The sequence below is a fragment of the Syntrophomonas erecta subsp. sporosyntropha genome (genome assembly GCF_055395365.1).
On the sequence record NZ_AP042459.1, the window covers coordinates 424,080 to 441,297 of the forward strand.

Sequence of the window (17,218 nt, forward strand, 5' to 3'; positions counted from 1 at the left end):
AACAGTTATGATTAAATAATTTTATGATTACTTAGCCCGCTTCTTTAATTCAGCAGCCACAAACGCCTCCGCAGCTTTCACAGCTTTATCCCGGTCAGTAACCATGAATTCAGCCAGTCGGGCAATTTTCTTTTCGTCACCGGTTACTACCTCAGCCAGTATTTTAGCACTTTCCTGATCATCAATGAGTTTAGCCGCCATTTTCTCGGTGTTTTTTTCAAAGCCCTTGATCATGGCATCAATTTTCTTTTGTAACGCTTCCGCATCTTCGCTGGATTCGCTACCTGCACCGGCTTTTTTAGCATCAGCACTTTTAGCTTCTGCTGCCCGGCTACGCACTGTTTCCAAATAGCTGCCGGCTTCAACAAAATGCTTGTCAATTCCGACGGTATTAGGAGAATCACCACAGGCGATAGCCAATAATTCGGTGACATAGTAAGTGGGTATATTAAAACTGGTATTGTATTCCCGCTCTACAGCCGCCTGGCGCATATCAAGATTAAGCATACACAGCGGGCAAGCGGTTACCAGACACTCTGCACCTGCTTCCCGGGCATTACGCAAAACATTGTAAAGCATGCGATTACCCACATCAGGACGTGAAGTTACCATAGCCGCTCCGCAACATTCCGTTTTAAAAGACCAATCTATTGTTTCGGCACCTAAAGCCTGCACAATTTTATCCATGCTTTGAGGGTCTTCTGGATCATCAAAACCAGTTAGTTCTACTGGCCGTACCAGCAGACAGCCGTAATAGCAAGCTGCTTTCATCCCGTTTAAGGGATTGGTAACTTTCGCTTTGATTGTATCGGCCCCAATTTGATTAGCAAGCACGTCTAATATGGAGAGGGTTTCAATAGACCCCTCGATATCCATCTCAATAATCTCGGCGATTTTTTCGCGGGTGGCTTCATCTTCCTGAATTGCTTTCCCCGCCGCTCTGTGCCGGCTGTAACATGCAGCACAGGGAGCCAGCATATCAAGCCCTGTTTTTTCAGCAATAGCCAGGTTTCTAGCCGGAAGGGCAAGTGACAGAAGTTTATTAGTACTATGTCCCGAGGTGGCCCCGCAGCAGTTCCAGTCCTCTAGCTCCACCAATTCTATGCCCAGTATTTTAGCCGTGCGCTCCATAGACATTCCATATTCTATTCCGCTGCCATCGGCGGAACAACCCGGATAATATGCTAGTTTCATCCCTTATTCACCTCCCAGTTGCTCAGACCTGGCAAAAATCTTTTTAATTGCCTCGCGGCCTTCAATTTTGTGCGGCATAATGCCTACTTTTCCCCGTTTCATCATAGGCAATCCCAGCGCAGCATCCTTAAATAACTGACCAGTACTGAGGTTATACTGTATTGTCAGTCCAGCCTCATAAGTCCGGCCAAATGATTTGACCCCGTTGAGAAAAGCCTTGTTAAATGCGGCAACCTTTTTGTCATTGATCCGGCCCTGCCGCAGGGCTTCCCTCCGCAGAGCGTCCATCAGCGATGCAATATCTACCCCACGCGGGCAGCGCGCTGTACAAGTTTCACAGCTAGCGCATATCCATATACTGCCAGCATCCAGTGCATCATCAAATAAATCGAGCTGAAGCAGGCGGATAATCTGCCGGGGAGGATAATCCATTGCAAATGCAGCCGGACATCCTGCTGAGCATTTCCCGCATTGGTAACAAAGATTGACACTTGTCCCAGCCTCTTGTTCAATGTGCTGCAGAAGTTGTCTACCTTCTTCGCTGGCTGGAGTTAGTTTAACAGCGTTTTCCACAATTTGCGCCCCTTTCCTCAAACGGAATATTCTGATTCTAGACCCATAATTATCTACAGGCCCCAGAAAAAGTTAACTAAATGGCGTATTTTCGCCCTTTATGGGACTTCATGCTCCATGATAAGAGAAATAGCGAATTTTTTCAATATGATTTAATTTCTTTTAATAAGGGATATATCGCCTTTATTGACCCCAGGGAACAACATCACCACATGGGCAGCCTGTTTATCCGATTTTGTCGAATTTTAAATATATTGTTTAGTACCAACCTTCCCAAAATCTTTACTATTACTAAAAATAGGCATACTGGAATTAATAATGGTTTATGCGATAATAATTCCAGATTCGTAAAGCATATGGGGCTTTGGGCAGGTTAGCATAGCATGTTAATTCATTATAATACATATGTGCCTCATATTTGTGTTAAAACTTTGTTAATATCAGCCTTAACTACGAAAAAGTGTATATTATTTTTTTATGCCTCCCCTAGCTTAGTTTAATGACTTGTTTTGTCACTTTCCTTGGGAGTGGAGCCAAGGTATGGAAAGTAACCATAGAATTTGATAATCTAAAGATGGAATATGGAGGGTAGTGAGGGTTGTCATGTGCTCGTAATTTCTGACCTAAGTATTTTATTGTCGGTGGTTACGTTTATATTATGCGGTTGCCTGGCAATTATCGCTTTAGTCACCCTGGTTGCCAATTACCGTATAATTAATAAACCCCACTATGTAGGTTTTATTTTAGCCAATTTTTTCATCACCCTGGTTGCTTTTATTCCCCTGCCTAACTTATCTAGCCAGCAGCATAGCTGCTTTGGTTGGCTAGTCTTTTCACTAATGGCCCTGGTATTTTCCTTCTATTTTCTAACTCTATGGCAAAACCTCACCAACAGCTATAAAGTATGGTTTTACTTATTGGCTATTATCCTTAGTTTATTATTTTGCCTGGGCGGTTTGTGGGTTAATGGATGGTTAAACCCTTGGTGGGGTATAATTTCCGGACTAGGCGTTTTTGCTATTTTTGTTTTCATAGTAATAGTTGCTTTTTGGCTGGCCCGTGAATGGGGAGATAATTTTTATTATGTAATTGCTATAGTTTTACTGGGGGTTATTATTCTTAATTTTCTTCATATTTTATCGGCGTATATCCCCTCTTTCCGGGTGCATTATCCTTATCTATGGTCAGCACTGCTTTTGATCATGGTAATTGCTCTCTATACCTTAAATAGAACTTATCTACATTCTATCTTTCACTTAAATGCTCAGCTTACAGCTGTCCGTGAGGAATTAGCTCAGGTGGAGAATGTAGAGGATGTAGTTATTTCCCTGGCACGAACCATAGATGCCAAAGATAAGTATACAGAAGGTCACACCGAGAGGGTAAGCCAGTACGCTGTTTTCTTAGGAGAACGCCTGAACTTGGATGACGAAAGGCTAAAGACTCTACGTATAGGAGCTTTAGTTCATGATATAGGAAAAATCGGCATTGATCAGGATATTCTAAACAAACCGGGAAATTTAACTACTGAGGAAAGAGCTCAGATTAATAAGCACCCAGTATTAGGAGAGCAGATATGTAGTCCGCTTAAAGCACTTAAAAATATTGGGCCCGTTATTCGCCATCACCATGAAAGGCTGGATGGATCTGGGTACCCAGATGGAATAAAGGGTGATGATATTTCCCTAGAAGCACGTATTGTTGCCATAGCTGATGTCTTTGATGCCCTTACTACCGAAAGATCTTACCGAGCAGCATTACCTGTCACCAGGGCCATACAGCTATTGAAAGCTGAAGCCTGTCAAGGGAAACTGGATCCCCAGCTGGTGCAGGAATTTACTGATATGTTATGTGAAATGGGCATTTTACCTTCACCACCGGAAGAATAATCCTTTCTTTTTATCCCCGAAGGGTTGCTATCAAACGTACCGGGCTAATTAATAAATCCAAGCCATCTAGTATACTGGTAACAACAATGTCAGCCCGGGTAAGAGCCTGTACATTACAACCTTCGGGGCCAATTACAGCAATAGAAAGTTCGGCCTGCTGAAGCATCAGAGAGTCATTAAATCCATTGCCAATAGCAACAGTATTTTCGGCTGCCAGGGTTAATAAAAAGTCCCTTTTATCACCATTACCCTGTTCACCACTTACTTTGAAAAATGGTATATTCAGTTCTTCTGCTACCCGTACTCCTGAACCAAAAGTATCCGCCGTTAGTAAGTAAACCTCCAAATTGTTTTTAAGCATAGCAACTCTTTCCTTTACCCCTTCGATCAGGTTCCCTTCCCTGGTAACAGTCCCGTTCATATCTAGAAGCAGGTATTTTAAAAACAGGGTCTTATTTCTCCCCGGCAGAGAAATTTGTAATGACATGTTTTACCCTCCAAATCGTTATTTTTTTGTATATTTAATCTCCAGGCGGACATAATAAGATTACAAACAGATGATATAGAGGTTGTAATCAAATCAAGTGCTTACTACTTTTTTTGCCCTTACAACCAGCTTCCTTTAGAAGTTAGCATCTGTATCGTTTGTTTTATATATCCGCTGGTCGAGTTCTTCTCATCGTTGTCGGGCGATCCGATTTTCGGTGCGAGAACAACCAGCGGATTTTATTTTTGTGTATTTATATACGATTCCCACATACAATCCTAATATTACCGGCATAATTAAAAGCATGTAGTAGTAAAATGGTGTTCCTTTTATATTAAAGGATATACAGGAGAGTAATGGTATAAAGGGCGTATTCCAAAATTGCAAAAGAAAAAATGCATAACTACCTGGCCGCAATTGGCTGATTAATGATACTATTAACCAAGGCCCCTGCCAGAAAACCGCCACTAAACCCCATTTTTTATATTCTAGTCTATTATTACTTAATTCTAGAGTTATAACTAAGAAATATAGTATAGACAGTAGTATATCAATACCCGGGAAATAGGTGCTTAACCATATAGTCATACCAGCACTTATCTGGATGATGTAAAGATACCCAACCACTTTAGCTACTGATCTCATGAATTGGCCTCTCTAATGACTGTAGTAAAGGTAGTATTATAAAACATGTCCGGAGAAACCCAAAAGTCTCCTGAATCATCCAGATCGATACCCTGCTGGTAATAAGCTTTCCAAATGATTTTACTACAATTCCAAATTCTATCCCCAGGCTTAAAAGCTGTAGGATAGAATAACCGGCCTATCATATCTTCTAAATACTCCACAGCCGCTTCTTTCTTTTCTCTTTCCGCGTTTACCTTGAGCAGGCAAATCTCTTTATAATCCCAGTAATGAAAAATAGACTGAATAGTAATACCCAGGTCTACATAAGCCTCAATAACCTTTTCATCCCCCATGTAAATACCCGCATGGGAAAAACGGCCATAGGAACACCCGGGATAACCTCCCAATATGATATCACCCGGTTCTAATCCCTCAAACGATATCGGGGTAAAAAAGACTTCCAACTTTCCATAGCCAACATCACCCGTGAACATACTCCGCAGGCAAGTGTAGGTTAAACTCTGAGTATTCTTAATAATTGTCCAATTTTTCACTGTTAAAAGAGCCAGCAATATTACAAACAATACCGGAAAAATAAATATGGACCAGCGCTTTGTAATCGAAATAGTATCACCTTACCTTCATTATGGAATAAGGCTTGCTACCGGTTAAATCCGCATAATCCAAAATTAATGCTAATGATTTTTGCGTTTACCTAATAACAGGTAAATCAGCTGATCCTATAGTGTATTGTTTCCCTAGTTTCTAAAACACATTTCATCAGCAAGCAATTATCAGGCACTAAATTATATAGTTTTATGATGGTTTATTTCCTTTGCTGTCGGAGTTTCGCCGGTTGGATTTATTTTATCATAACCATTATTATTTCTATATAAATACATTCTTGCCTATTATTTATTTTCAATACTTGGCATGCTTATTCTTAAACTTTATATAGTATTATGAGGTGATATTAGTGGCTAATATATCTGCAATGTTGGCAGACTACTATCAAATGCTGACCTACCACCTAGAAGGTAAGCTGGTTAAAAAAATAATAGCCTTTACAGAATCATCGATGAGCATGCTTCTGGAAGATGATACTATTATCCATTTTCAAAACGTGGAGGACGAACTATTGTTTGATATTGAGCTCCCCTGATTTCAAACTTCCACCATGTAAAAGGGGAATTTTTTGGGGAGTCAAATAGGGGGCAGAACATAAATAAATCTCTTGTTTTTTGCCTTTCTTTGCTAATTGGACAAGGCGGAATAAATAAAACCTCCCTTCCTTTTCCTTTTATCATTGGTACTTTACCTGGTATTACGATAAAATTATGTTAAAAACCAAACTAGGACTACAAGGTTATAATGGTCTTTTTTTCAACCATTAGGGTTGCGAAATCTTTTTATTAGGACTTTTAAAAATGCGAAAAATATTAAGAAAAATAGACCAGGGAGCAGAACTGCTCCCTGATGAATATGAAAACCTGCTGAATTATATAGAGAATTTGCGTGCTAATTCCCCCGAATCGTATGCATTATTTTATGATCGCTATGTACGGATACTTTATACTGAATATGCCACTTTTTTACCACATTTAGCCGCTGGCATTAGCGAATTAATTGAATATTTAGTTCATAATCCCCAGGGATGGGAACTGTTACAGAATAAATATCCTGATTTAAGCCGGTTTCCTTTGGCCCTGCAAGACTACCTGCAGTACATTATTTTAAATAATCCAGGATTAATTAGTACCTTACAGGATTTATTTATTAAAAAGGACGGTAAATTAGATGTCTTGCCCGTCCAACGCAGCGGCGAAATTGTGTTTAAGTTCGAAGATGGTAATCCCTATAAAGAGTTCGGCCTTAAATATCATTTTGAACGCCTAGCTCGTTTCCCTTTTGTCAGCCGCCTGCAAACTTATCGCTACCTGACCCGCAATAAAGCCAGCCAGGACCGGATTGAACTTATAAGACCTGGCCTATTAGGCGGCATATTTACTAATAAATTTAAATCTATTTATTATTATATATTCCTCACCGAAGATGACCCGTTAAAATCGAGTAACGCCTGCCGGATATTGAACATAGCTCTATATGAAAAAACTGATTAACCGAAACAGACTTAAAATATCCGCTAGTGTTAATATTGGGTCTTGTTTATATAGACTACCAAACCCACGGTATGGAAGGGGGCAGATTAAAAATGAGTTTTGACTTATTAGATGATTTCCATAAATCCCTTAATGATGCCATTCCATTTCAACTTTGGGAAGTGGAAATTAACCTTCGTCATACTATGCGGCAAATTGATTGCACTAAGCTTAAACCAGAAAGAAAAGAAGACCTGGATCTTTTACTGAGAGCCTTGTATTTTAATGGCCAACCAACGGATTTTTTCGAAATAATTTTCAATAACCTGGAGAATAATATTACTTTAAACTGGCTGCAGCAAGGCCCCCCCTGGGTACTGATCGAATTTTTGAAATTTCTTCCCTGGCATCTTAGTCAAAATACCATGGAACCCCGCCGGCTCTACTTCCTCCTGCATATTTTTAAGGCAAGTTTGACTAAATATTACCGGCCTATTTTACAGGTGCTGGATTTACATACTTTACAGGCTCTGGCTGCTCGTACTGCTAATCCTGATTTACGGAATCTGCTCCGCCAACAAGAAGCTGTTTTAGTTGAAGAAATAGATCGGAAATGGTATGGCTTATACGATTCCCCACCGGTATTTTTAGATGAAAAAGGGCGACTAGTTCGCCAGGCTATTGAACTTCTAATATCCACAGATATCCATTGCTTCAGCGAACCTTATGGAGGGGAAAGATTTAACCTGTTAATTCAGACGGCTGATGATATATTCTCCTGCGGACTGGTTGAAGATTGCCTGGCTATGCTTATAGAAATATATCAGGACTACCAGCACCAGAATCGTCTAGTAACCGTGCTGGAAGACGAAAAAATTTACCGTTCGCTGCATAAATTGTTACGCCGGGTAATTCCCACCTACCTGCTTTTATATATGCCCTGGGAGGCTTATAACCGGCTCACTATGGTTTATAAGAGCTATTTCCCCCGTTTTGATCCGGATAGTTTATCAATTAAATACTTAAACCTCTATGAACGTATCCAGGAAGGACTTAATCGCCGTGAGCCAGCTATACTAGCAGAAATTTTGATGTATTCCCAGACCATAACCGATTCTCATTCAGAAGAATTACCGCTTTTGCTCGAAAAAGAATTATGGGAAGGGCTAGAACCGGATCGGGTTCAGGTACTTATGACCAAAATTAGACAAAAACTGTATACGCTACCTAATGAAGCCTTTATAGTCATGGAGTTATTACGACTTTTACTGCAACATGGCTTGATTAAAAAAACCCGGGAAACTGTTGGCGAGCTTCTGGATTACTATCTATTGTTATGGAAATGGGTCCCTGCTCACATGTTTTTAAATAATAGTATATATGAGCAACTGGCACCTCTGACCAGCATTCCTACCCGTCAGGAAGCAGAACGTATCATCCGTTTAGCTGACCGCTACAACAGCGAAGCCCTGTTTAGTGATCTAGATAACCGCCCCGAATTATTTAGAAAAAAAAGTGAGACTATCCGCAGGGCTATCCTGGCAGGAAAAGTTATGGGGGTATCGTAATGGAAACTTTTAATGAAGAGTTTTTCACTTCGCAATTAGAAAGATTGCTCAATAACTTTAGTAATGAGGTTAGAAAACAAACTACCGTTAAATCATTATCTTCACTGGAAGACCTGGATCGCTATCTTTACCAGGTTAATTATTTTTATTACCAGAGTTTTCATGATAAACTTTTTCCAGCTTATCGTCAGACTATACAAGCGGAAGTAAGCCGGCTCTTTAAATTATCCCATGATGAAAAAGCCTTGCAAAAAGACGTAATGGCTAATCTTAAACGCTATAGCCGACTTTATAACCTTATAAAAACCATCAACACATATTTAATTAATTTTCAGGAACAATTACACCAGCAGGTACTGTACATTACTCAGGAAAGTAACCATAGCAACCTAGAAATTTTATATGCCACAAAAGGAATGCTAAATGATACATCTAAACTGGAGCAAATAACGGTTTCCCTTATCAATTTATTAGATACTGAGGAAATAAACCGGCTACAACATAATCTGATTTGGTTTTCTTTACCAGACATCCTGGGCTCTCTTGATCTATCCGAGCCTCGGGAAAGGGAAGAATTACACCGGCTGCTAGTTTATTTAAGACAGAGTCACAACCTGGCCCAAGATTTATCCATTTTATCCGGCCCGCCTGGAATATTCCAGGGCTATTTGACCACACTTATCCAGACTAGCCAGGCTACGGAGAAAAAGCTGACCATCCCGGTTATAAAAAGAATCTTTGACCAGCAGATTAACCCCTTTATAACCTTTTATATTGAAATGATGCAGTTTTACTTTGGACAAGCCCGTACTGAGTCGTGGAAAAAAGCCGCCGCCCAGCTGGCCCATCAGTTTTCATATGGGATTATACTGCTGGAAATCGGGTTAAATATGGTTAACCAGTGGGAAGTTAACCTGTTACCTTTTATAACCACCATAACCAGGCTCAGTAAGAAAAAACTGGCACAAGTTAAAGAGGCGGCTACCACCTTAAATGATCAACTTAAGGAAACTACCGCCGGTATATCAGCAGCTACTACACCTGATTTTCCATATTTTATGCAGAAAATCAGAAATACCCTTAGTTCGTCTAGTCCTGTTTTCCAGGCAGCCAATAGGGATCAGGTTATACAAAAAATCGGCCCCCTTTCCAGCCTGCTCCACCAGATAAGCCTGGAAATAACCTACCTGGAATTTCGTTTAGATCTCTGGCATGAAAGGAATGATTGGTGTTGCCAGCTAATGGACCGCTGTTTAGAATTAAATGATTTAGTTTCTTCCTATGTAAATCTTCTGGCCAATATCAAAGCAGATTTAGAAAGGCTGCTGGCTCCCCGCAATATATCCCGTACCTGGAAGGACATGGATGTTAGGGTAGACCGGGTCCCTTTGGAACGTGGTAAAATATTTCCTCTTGACTACCGCTATTTAACTAGTCAGCCAGTAGTAGAAACCCGGGTCTGTACCAGTAAGGCTTATACAATACTAGACGAAGAAGGGGACCTGTTTATCATCAAAGTTGGCCCAGAGGTGGAGGAAGAGCTGCCACGTGTGACTATTGCTATTCAAGGGGATGAATAATCATGCACCTGGGAATTGATTTTGGCACTACCTTTACTAAATTAGGCTATATGGATAAGCAGGTTTTTTGTAACCTCTGCCCCCATCCAGGGTTTATTCCTACAGCAGCTGCACGGGTCCCTGCAGGAAATCGCTGGCTATTTGGGGAACAGGCCCGGCAATTAGGAGGAAAAGAAACCATAAATATGCCTTTTTTAAAGCTGGCTATAAAACGCAATCCCTCACTGAAAGTAGGCGAATTTAATCTTGCTAAAATAATGGCCCGGTATTTTACTTATTTAAACCAAACTTATGTAGCCCCTGTAGGTCTTCCGGATTCAATAGCAGTAGCCGTTCCTAATTATTTTGGCATGAACCAGCGTCATCAAATTATGCAGGCAGTTCGCCAAGGTTTTTCGGTTGAAAATGTATTCCTGCTACCAGAGCCGATAGCCGCCCTGGCTGGTTACAATTTTAATGCTTCCTTCCCGGTGGAAGGGGATATACTGGTGGTTGATCTGGGCGGTGGAACTACCGATTTCAGCTTCCTTACTATTTCCCAAAGCCGAAATGAAATACTACTAGAAACCCAATTACAGATGGGGCAAGATGCCTTTTCCGGGGCAGAGATAGATCGGGGTATTTTACGTAATATACTGGCAGCAGCTTACTATATACAAACTGGTCAACAACTTCCTTCTTCTTTTATCAGTGAAAAATCTCTTTCCAGGGAAGATCGTTATTATCTTAGCCACATGCTGACCATAGCTGAAAAAGCCAAAATTGACTTAAGCCTTCAGGGGCTCAGTATTATAAATGAACCAGATTTTTTCCGCAATACTACCCTTACTCTTACCATAGATAAGAACAGGTATATTAAACGCCTAAGACCAGTATTTAATCGTCTTAAAGAATATATAAACTACACCTTAAAACCCCAGGCTCAGTTACTGGGCTTATGTACTGGTAACACCTGGCATATTGACCACCTATTACTACTAGGTGGTACCGCTCAAGCTATAGGAGTTAAAGAATTTTTTCAGGAATTATTTCCCCAAGTACCCATGATAACCACTGCTGAACCAGAACTAAACGTGGTAAAGGGTCTTAGTATATGGAACAACCTGGATCACCCTCCTCTTAAGACTCGAACTATCTATCCTTTCCACTTCTATGCGGAAAAAACAGATGCCTTCAGTGGTGAAAACCGCCTGGAACCTTTGCCCTTTGATATTACTAACCTGGAATTGGATACCAGGGGACGTTATCGAATCTTTTCCTTTTCGGCTGCCTCCGAATTTAATCTTTCTTCCCGGGAAGATCAGGTAGTTTTTCGGATCTACGAATCAGAAGAAGCCTTACCAGTAACAGGCAGCAAACGGTTAATGGGTTTAGAACTGGTGGCTGAACTGGAAGCTCCCCGGTGTTCTTTACCGGAAAAGATTGACCTTTATCTGGATTTTAAAAACAATCGTTTGGAACTGGCTGGTTTTTCAACCGTTACTGAACCGGCTGCCAGTCCCGGTATCCTAACCGGCTATACCGACCGGCAGAAACAAGCCTATCAGGTATTGGAACAATATGGCTTTATTGATAACCGTTTAATGCAAGACTATCTTGTACACCTTAACAATATTAAGGATAATGAATTTAAAACTGGATCGGTTAAGGCTGCTTTATTTAAATTACTGGCCCTCTATCAGCTTTTTACAGGGGGCTAATGGATAATAACTATGTAATAACCTTGATATGTCTTATTAACTGCTATCTTTAGTACTTAACTATCAATTAAAGTTATAAACCGGGAAAGCATAGTTATAATCCTGCCATTGCTACCTAATACTAATTTATCAGGTTACCTTATCCCTTATAACAAATAATAAGCTAACGCCCTCGAAGACGGGCAATCCACGATTTGTTTCTTTCGCTTTTTTCTTCCCTCCACAGTTCAATAAGGTCATCTAGCCGTTGATCCCGGTTAGCCACCCATCGTTCCAGTTTCTCCTCCAGTTTCTGTAGTCGTTGCTCTAACCTTTGATTTTGCCGGAGTAGTTCCTCATTCTGTTCTGCAACCTGACGCACCAATGAAACCGCTTCAACAAATTCAAAATTTACCACTGGCCCAATCGGAACATTTTTATCAAGGGCTTCCGTATTTACTTCCGGGTCCTTTTCCTGTATATTTTCCAGAGCCATTCGAATAGCAGTAGTGTTTAGTCCCTTTTCTTTCAGCTGCAGAATTAGGCGCAGGGTGTCTAGATCTGATTCGGTATACTGCCGGTCTCCCCTTTCATCTCTCTGGATGACAAGTTTCAAACTATTCTCCAGATAGCGAAGTGTATATTGTTCGATCCCCAGCATCTCTGATACCTCACCTATTTTATAAAATCGTTCCTGCATGCACATTTCACCCCTCTGCTTCATAGATTGTTATCAGGTAAACAATAAAGTTAAAAACTCTTTACACTAGCACTTTAGCAGTTTCATCAAAATCTACTAAGTACCTATTTCGACCGCTTTTTACTAACGTAGTTATCAACTTAATTATCAACTTTATTGTCAGCCTAATTGCTTTCCCTTCCTAAACTATTTTAAAGCTCATTAATAGGGCCTAATCTTCTCTTACCACCTAATATATGAGCACCGCCGTCCATTTTAGGACGGCTTTTTTTTATTTATTAAGCTAATAACAACATTTATAAGGTTAAAAACTTTGCCTGACTATGGTGTTTAAATACAAATTTTTCATAGACAACAAAGGATTTTTAGAATTAATGTGGAATATACCATTACCGTTTTTATTTTTATTTTAATATTTATTTTATTAATAAAATTTCCGGAAGGAGGGAAAGGCAAGGCCAATAAAATTTGTAGCTGCGATTATTTTATTTTTTCAGGGAGGGAATTATGGAAAAGTTGAATGAGGTAAAGGTTACCGGACATGTCCAATCCGTAGTGGCCAACCCTACACCTTTAGGGTTATTTGGCCTGGCAATTGTAACCCTGGTAGCTTCTTCATCCAAATTAGGAATTACTCATGGTGCCGCTTATATTATTCCCTGGGCCTTATTCCTGGGTGCGGCCGCACAGTTTGTGGCAGGTATTTTTGATTTTAAGCATAATAATACTTTTGGAGCTACGGCATTTTGCGCATATGGCTTCTTTTGGTTTGGAATGGCTTTCAGTTGGATGATATCCGAAGGCCTGTGGGGAAGTGGTGGAGTCGTTTTCGATCCACATCAGATGGGGTTTGCATTCCTGGGATATTTTATCTTTACAGTTTTTATGACCTTTGGTGCTATGGGGGCTAACAAGGTATTATTTATTATTTTCTTCCTTATTGATTTACTTTTCCTGGGTCTGTTTATGAATACGCTGGGCTGGGGCGGAGAAGCTTATCATACCCTGGCAGCCTACGCAGAACTAGGAGTGGCAATATTCTCTTTTTATGGCTGTGGTGCCCAGGTATTAAACAGTCACTACGGAATTACGGTTCTTCCCATAGGAAGTCCCTTTGGTCCCTGGACCCGGGCTGCCCGGGCAGCTCAGGGTAAAGTAGCCGCCTAAATATTTTAGCAATCTCACCATAAAAACAGGGCAGGATTTTAAAATCCTGCCCTTTATGTTAGATAATATATTCTGCTTCTTAACCTACACCAGGTATTTCTATTTCTATCTTGCCAAAGTTATCATTGATGGTATTCAGTCTATAATACACTTATTAGTGTAAAATCTATCCCCGGCTGCGCTTGAGCTGCTCCAGTTCTACACGCAAGCGCTCATTTTCTAGTTCCAACTGCTGAACCCGATCTAGATTCTTACCATTTGTCGTTGTACTGCCATTTAAAGCCGGCAAATAGTAATTAAAAAGAATACTATGGCCGTATGTATCTCCCTGGGCAAAAGCTTCCGTGTAACTGGCGTATTTGTCACGGTTATACCCTGGAACTGCCCATTTGCCGCCCAAATCAATCCATTTACTAACACTACCACGCCGGACCAGAGTAAAACGAGGATCGACAATATTTTTACCCACCGGCAGGTTATCCGTGGTAGCATAGGCGAGCAGATGCTGAATATGGGCCTCCACGCCAGTTGCCGGGGTATCAAATATGGCTCCATGTACTCCCGCTTCGAAGCGAACCCGGGAAGGATCTGCTCCCCTTAAATCTTCTTCCCCCGTAGCCGGACTTCCGGTAGCCCCCAGACCACAATAATTGTTCTGATCAGGTGTTACCAGGCCTCCGAAACGCCACCATCCGGTTTCCTTAGCAGCCTGGCAAAAAGCGATGTCACCACGCACACCATACTCTGCGCCAATCTGCAGGTATAGATCTACTAGATCTGGAGCATAGGGATTATTCTGGCGTAGCAAAATCCGCAGTTGTTCAGCTGTAGCCACACTTTTTCCCATAATAGGAATATTAGTATCGAGGATTGGTATCGCAGATGTACCTTCAGAAGAAGACGGACTGGTTATAATAACTGAACGGGTAGCCTGATCCCAATCAACCTTCATTCCTAATCCTTCACTAATAGCCCGCATAGGAACCATAGTATAGTCATTAATAATTACCGGGGCTGGCTGGCTATCAATCTCCCGGCCATCTATAAAAATACGTATCGGTTGATTAGCGCTAGCCGGTGGCAACCAGGCAAAGAGCATAATTACAAAACTAACCACCCCCACCAACGACCACAACTTCCAATGCTTCATTTTACTACCTCCCAAAAATAAATCTTAAACAACTTCCACAATTAATTCACTACCTCGACAACAAAATCCTGCCTTAGATAAGTATGGATTTAATAGGCTGTTTTTTTATCCCCTGGTCCCTGATTTGGCATATATACCCTGGTTACATTCTTCCAGCCCTATCTTTCCTGTTTTTTCCCCTTTCCCATATATTATACGACACCGCCGGCCCTACCTTACATATGAATACAAAATCGTACTACTCGATTTTATTCCCCAAGAAATATAAAAATCAGCTACTATTAAGCAAAAATTTTCCCTCTGGGCAGCCACAAGCAGACAAGTTTTTTATTGATTATGGTGTATGTTATAGATACCTCTTTTCGTCCGTCATGAAGTACTTTTTTTCGGGGGGTTGGGGCGATATGTATGGAAAAATTAAAACATTAATATGGATCTTTATATTGTTTTTAGTTATTTTCTTAGGCCTATGGCAAAAAGCCCCTATATATGTACTAGGTTTCCTGCAAAAATCCTCCGGGATATTGTTAATAATTTTTTTATCCACACTACTTTTTATTTATCTTATTCGTAAAAAGTATCTACGCGGTAGACATAAAGATGCTGATCATTGGAAAGTAAACCGGATAAATGAAGTTGCTTCGGGAATTGAAATCCAACAGCAGTTAAAGTACCAAGCCTATCTGCTGGAAAACATACAGGAAAGTATTATCATTTGTAATATACAGGGTGAGATTATTTATATTAACCCCCAAGGTCGTAATACCTTCGCTGCTTCCGAAGATAGTCTGGTTTCCGGCCGAGAACTGATGGGTAGAATCATTCCCTATGACCAGGATAAATTGAAAGAAATCATAGATACAGTAACATCTGGTACTAGTTGGCAAAAGGATTTTAGACTGCAAGTCAATAGTGAATCCCGCGTGTTTAGACACCGGATAGACCCCTTAAAGGAAAACGGCCAGGTATCAGCGTTAATTATCATTTCTACTGACATAACTGAATTAATAGAAAGCCGAGAACAGGCTAAATTGGCCAGTCTGGCCAAAAGCCAATTCCTAGCTAATATGAGCCATGAAATCCGTACTCCTATGATTGGTATTTTAGGAGCAGTCGATCTACTAGAACAAAGTCATCTTAATCATGTGCAAATGGATAATCTCCAAATCATACGCGTATGTGGGGAGCAATTACTAGCTATTATCAATGATATTCTCGATGTTTCCAAAATTGAGGTAGGTCTGGTTACAATAAATCCTGAACCATGCAACCTGTTAGATGTTATTAGACGTACCGTTAATATTATTGAACCAATGCTAAAAGAAAAAGGTTTACAGTTCACGTTAGACCTGGATCCACTAATCCCCAACCTGATTATGCTGGATAAAATTAAAATTCATCAGGTTTTAATGAATTTACTTCATAATGCGGTTAAATTTACTCACCGGGGAGCTATCAGCCTTCAGGTGACCATATTAACACCAGATAAACAAAATGTTGAATATCTAAAAATCAGTGTAAATGATACCGGCATAGGAATACCCGCGGAACAATTGGAAAATATCTTTAATCCTTTTACCCAGGTAGATAACTCCTATTCGCGCAGTTATGGGGGTACCGGGTTAGGGCTATATATTTGTTATTCCATGATAGGCTTAATGAAGGGTACCCTGCAAGTGCAAAGCCATTTAGGTGAAGGAACTACTTTTTCTTTTGAAGTACCGCTAGTTCCTTTTACAGGACGGGACAAAACAGACCATTTAACAAATATGACTAAACCTACTGAAATAGTGGACAACCTGTGTATAGGATTTAGTCCTTTACAGGTATTACTGGTGGAAGACAACGAATTAAATCGGAAAATTGTTGGTCAGATGTTAAGTAATTATGGTTTTGAAGTAACTGCGGTGGGAAATGGCCTGGAATGCTTGCAAATACTAGATGAAAATACTTTTGATACTGTTCTTATGGATATGCAGATGCCGATTATGGATGGTTATGAAGCCACCCGGCTCATTCACGAAAACCACCTGGCGGTTGATACTCCCATTATTGCTATGACTGCTAATGCTATGAATGGTGATAGGGAAAAATGTTTGGCGGCAGGTTGTACTTCCTATATTGCTAAACCTTTTAAGGCGGAAGAATTAGTCCAGGAGATTCGCAACCACCTCCCTTTAAAACTTGATAATAAAAACCGGAAAAACCGGGCAACTAATTACTTAATTGCTGAGCTTTTACCTGAGTTTTTAGAACAATTATCAGAGTTAACTAAACAACTCTCCCTAGCCGTCGAAAATAAAGATTTAACCACTGTTAAAAGTATTAGTCACGATATTAAGGGAACGGCTGGTATGTATGGATTCACTAGTATTTCCAAAGTTGCTGCCGATATCGAATTCGCCGCTCGGGAACACTCCTGGGTAAAAGTAACCTCCCATTTGGAACAACTTTATAATCTGCAAAAACGCGCTTGCAACCAAGTCGGCTAGGAACAAGGAAGCA

14 protein-coding genes are annotated in these 17,218 nt (G+C 40.5%); 8 read left to right on the forward strand and 6 right to left on the reverse strand.

From position 1 onward, the window contains the following. Nucleotides 1-27: 27 nt before the first annotated feature. Complete coding sequence (locus tag ACZ5Q0_RS01940) at nt 28-1,194, reverse strand: CoB--CoM heterodisulfide reductase iron-sulfur subunit B family protein (protein ID WP_447182670.1); 1,167 nt, start codon at nt 1,192-1,194, stop codon at nt 28-30. Between the two features lie 3 nt (nt 1,195-1,197). Further along, nucleotides 1,198-1,767 carry a 4Fe-4S dicluster domain-containing protein gene (locus ACZ5Q0_RS01945; RefSeq protein WP_446819727.1) on the reverse strand — a complete coding sequence of 190 codons (570 nt, stop codon included), beginning with the start codon at nt 1,765-1,767 and terminating at the stop codon, nt 1,198-1,200. Nucleotides 1,768-2,372: 605 nt separating this feature from the next. On the opposite strand from ACZ5Q0_RS01945, the gene ACZ5Q0_RS01950 reads away from it, so the two are divergent. Beyond that, on the forward strand, nt 2,373-3,656 hold the full coding sequence (locus ACZ5Q0_RS01950) for an HD-GYP domain-containing protein (RefSeq protein ID WP_447182671.1): 1,284 nt from the start codon (nt 2,373-2,375) through the stop codon (nt 3,654-3,656). 10 nt (nt 3,657-3,666) lie between these two features. On the opposite strand, the gene ACZ5Q0_RS01955 is transcribed toward ACZ5Q0_RS01950, so the two are convergent. Next, complete coding sequence (locus tag ACZ5Q0_RS01955; RefSeq protein ID WP_446819725.1) at nt 3,667-4,143, reverse strand: HAD family hydrolase; 477 nt, start codon at nt 4,141-4,143, stop codon at nt 3,667-3,669. A 641-nt stretch (nt 4,144-4,784) separates the two neighbouring features. Beyond that, nucleotides 4,785-5,324, reverse strand: a complete 540-nt coding sequence (locus ACZ5Q0_RS01960) for a YiiX/YebB-like N1pC/P60 family cysteine hydrolase (protein ID WP_446819724.1) — start codon at nt 5,322-5,324, stop codon at nt 4,785-4,787. Between the two features lie 422 nt (nt 5,325-5,746). On the opposite strand from ACZ5Q0_RS01960, the gene ACZ5Q0_RS01965 reads away from it, so the two are divergent. The 5 genes from ACZ5Q0_RS01965 (at nt 5,747) to ACZ5Q0_RS01985 (ending at nt 11,717) form a co-directional block, all read left to right on the forward strand. Continuing rightward, nucleotides 5,747-5,932, forward strand: coding sequence for a hypothetical protein (locus ACZ5Q0_RS01965; protein ID WP_446819723.1), 186 nt, complete (start codon nt 5,747-5,749; stop codon nt 5,930-5,932). Nucleotides 5,933-6,197: 265 nt separating this feature from the next. Next, nucleotides 6,198-6,890, forward strand: coding sequence for a hypothetical protein (locus tag ACZ5Q0_RS01970; RefSeq protein WP_446819721.1), 693 nt, complete (start codon nt 6,198-6,200; stop codon nt 6,888-6,890). A 92-nt stretch (nt 6,891-6,982) separates the two neighbouring features. Beyond that, nucleotides 6,983-8,437, forward strand: coding sequence for a hypothetical protein (locus tag ACZ5Q0_RS01975; RefSeq protein ID WP_446819720.1), 1,455 nt, complete (start codon nt 6,983-6,985; stop codon nt 8,435-8,437). Continuing rightward, nucleotides 8,437-10,017, forward strand: coding sequence for a hypothetical protein (locus ACZ5Q0_RS01980; RefSeq protein ID WP_446819719.1), 1,581 nt, complete (start codon nt 8,437-8,439; stop codon nt 10,015-10,017). Before ACZ5Q0_RS01975 ends, ACZ5Q0_RS01980 begins: the two co-directional genes overlap by 1 nt. Nucleotides 10,018-10,019: 2 nt before the next feature. Next, nucleotides 10,020-11,717: an Hsp70 family protein gene (locus ACZ5Q0_RS01985; protein WP_446819717.1), complete on the forward strand. Its 1,698-nt coding sequence runs from the start codon at nt 10,020-10,022 to the stop codon at nt 11,715-11,717. Nucleotides 11,718-11,880: 163 nt separating this feature from the next. On the opposite strand, the gene ACZ5Q0_RS01990 is transcribed toward ACZ5Q0_RS01985, so the two are convergent. Next, nucleotides 11,881-12,396, reverse strand: a complete 516-nt coding sequence (locus tag ACZ5Q0_RS01990; protein ID WP_446819715.1) for a MerR family transcriptional regulator — start codon at nt 12,394-12,396, stop codon at nt 11,881-11,883. A gap of 507 nt (nt 12,397-12,903) precedes the next feature. Between ACZ5Q0_RS01990 and ACZ5Q0_RS01995 the strand changes: the two genes are divergently transcribed. Continuing rightward, on the forward strand, nt 12,904-13,563 hold the full coding sequence (locus ACZ5Q0_RS01995; RefSeq protein WP_447182672.1) for an acetate uptake transporter: 660 nt from the start codon (nt 12,904-12,906) through the stop codon (nt 13,561-13,563). A 166-nt stretch (nt 13,564-13,729) separates the two neighbouring features. On the opposite strand, the gene ACZ5Q0_RS02000 is transcribed toward ACZ5Q0_RS01995, so the two are convergent. Next, complete coding sequence (locus tag ACZ5Q0_RS02000; RefSeq protein ID WP_446819712.1) at nt 13,730-14,713, reverse strand: stalk domain-containing protein; 984 nt, start codon at nt 14,711-14,713, stop codon at nt 13,730-13,732. 404 nt (nt 14,714-15,117) lie between these two features. Here ACZ5Q0_RS02000 and ACZ5Q0_RS02005 point away from each other — a divergent pair, with 404 nt between their 5' ends. Then, complete coding sequence (locus ACZ5Q0_RS02005) at nt 15,118-17,205, forward strand: response regulator (RefSeq protein ID WP_447182673.1); 2,088 nt, start codon at nt 15,118-15,120, stop codon at nt 17,203-17,205. The last annotated feature ends 13 nt before the right edge of the window (nt 17,206-17,218 follow it).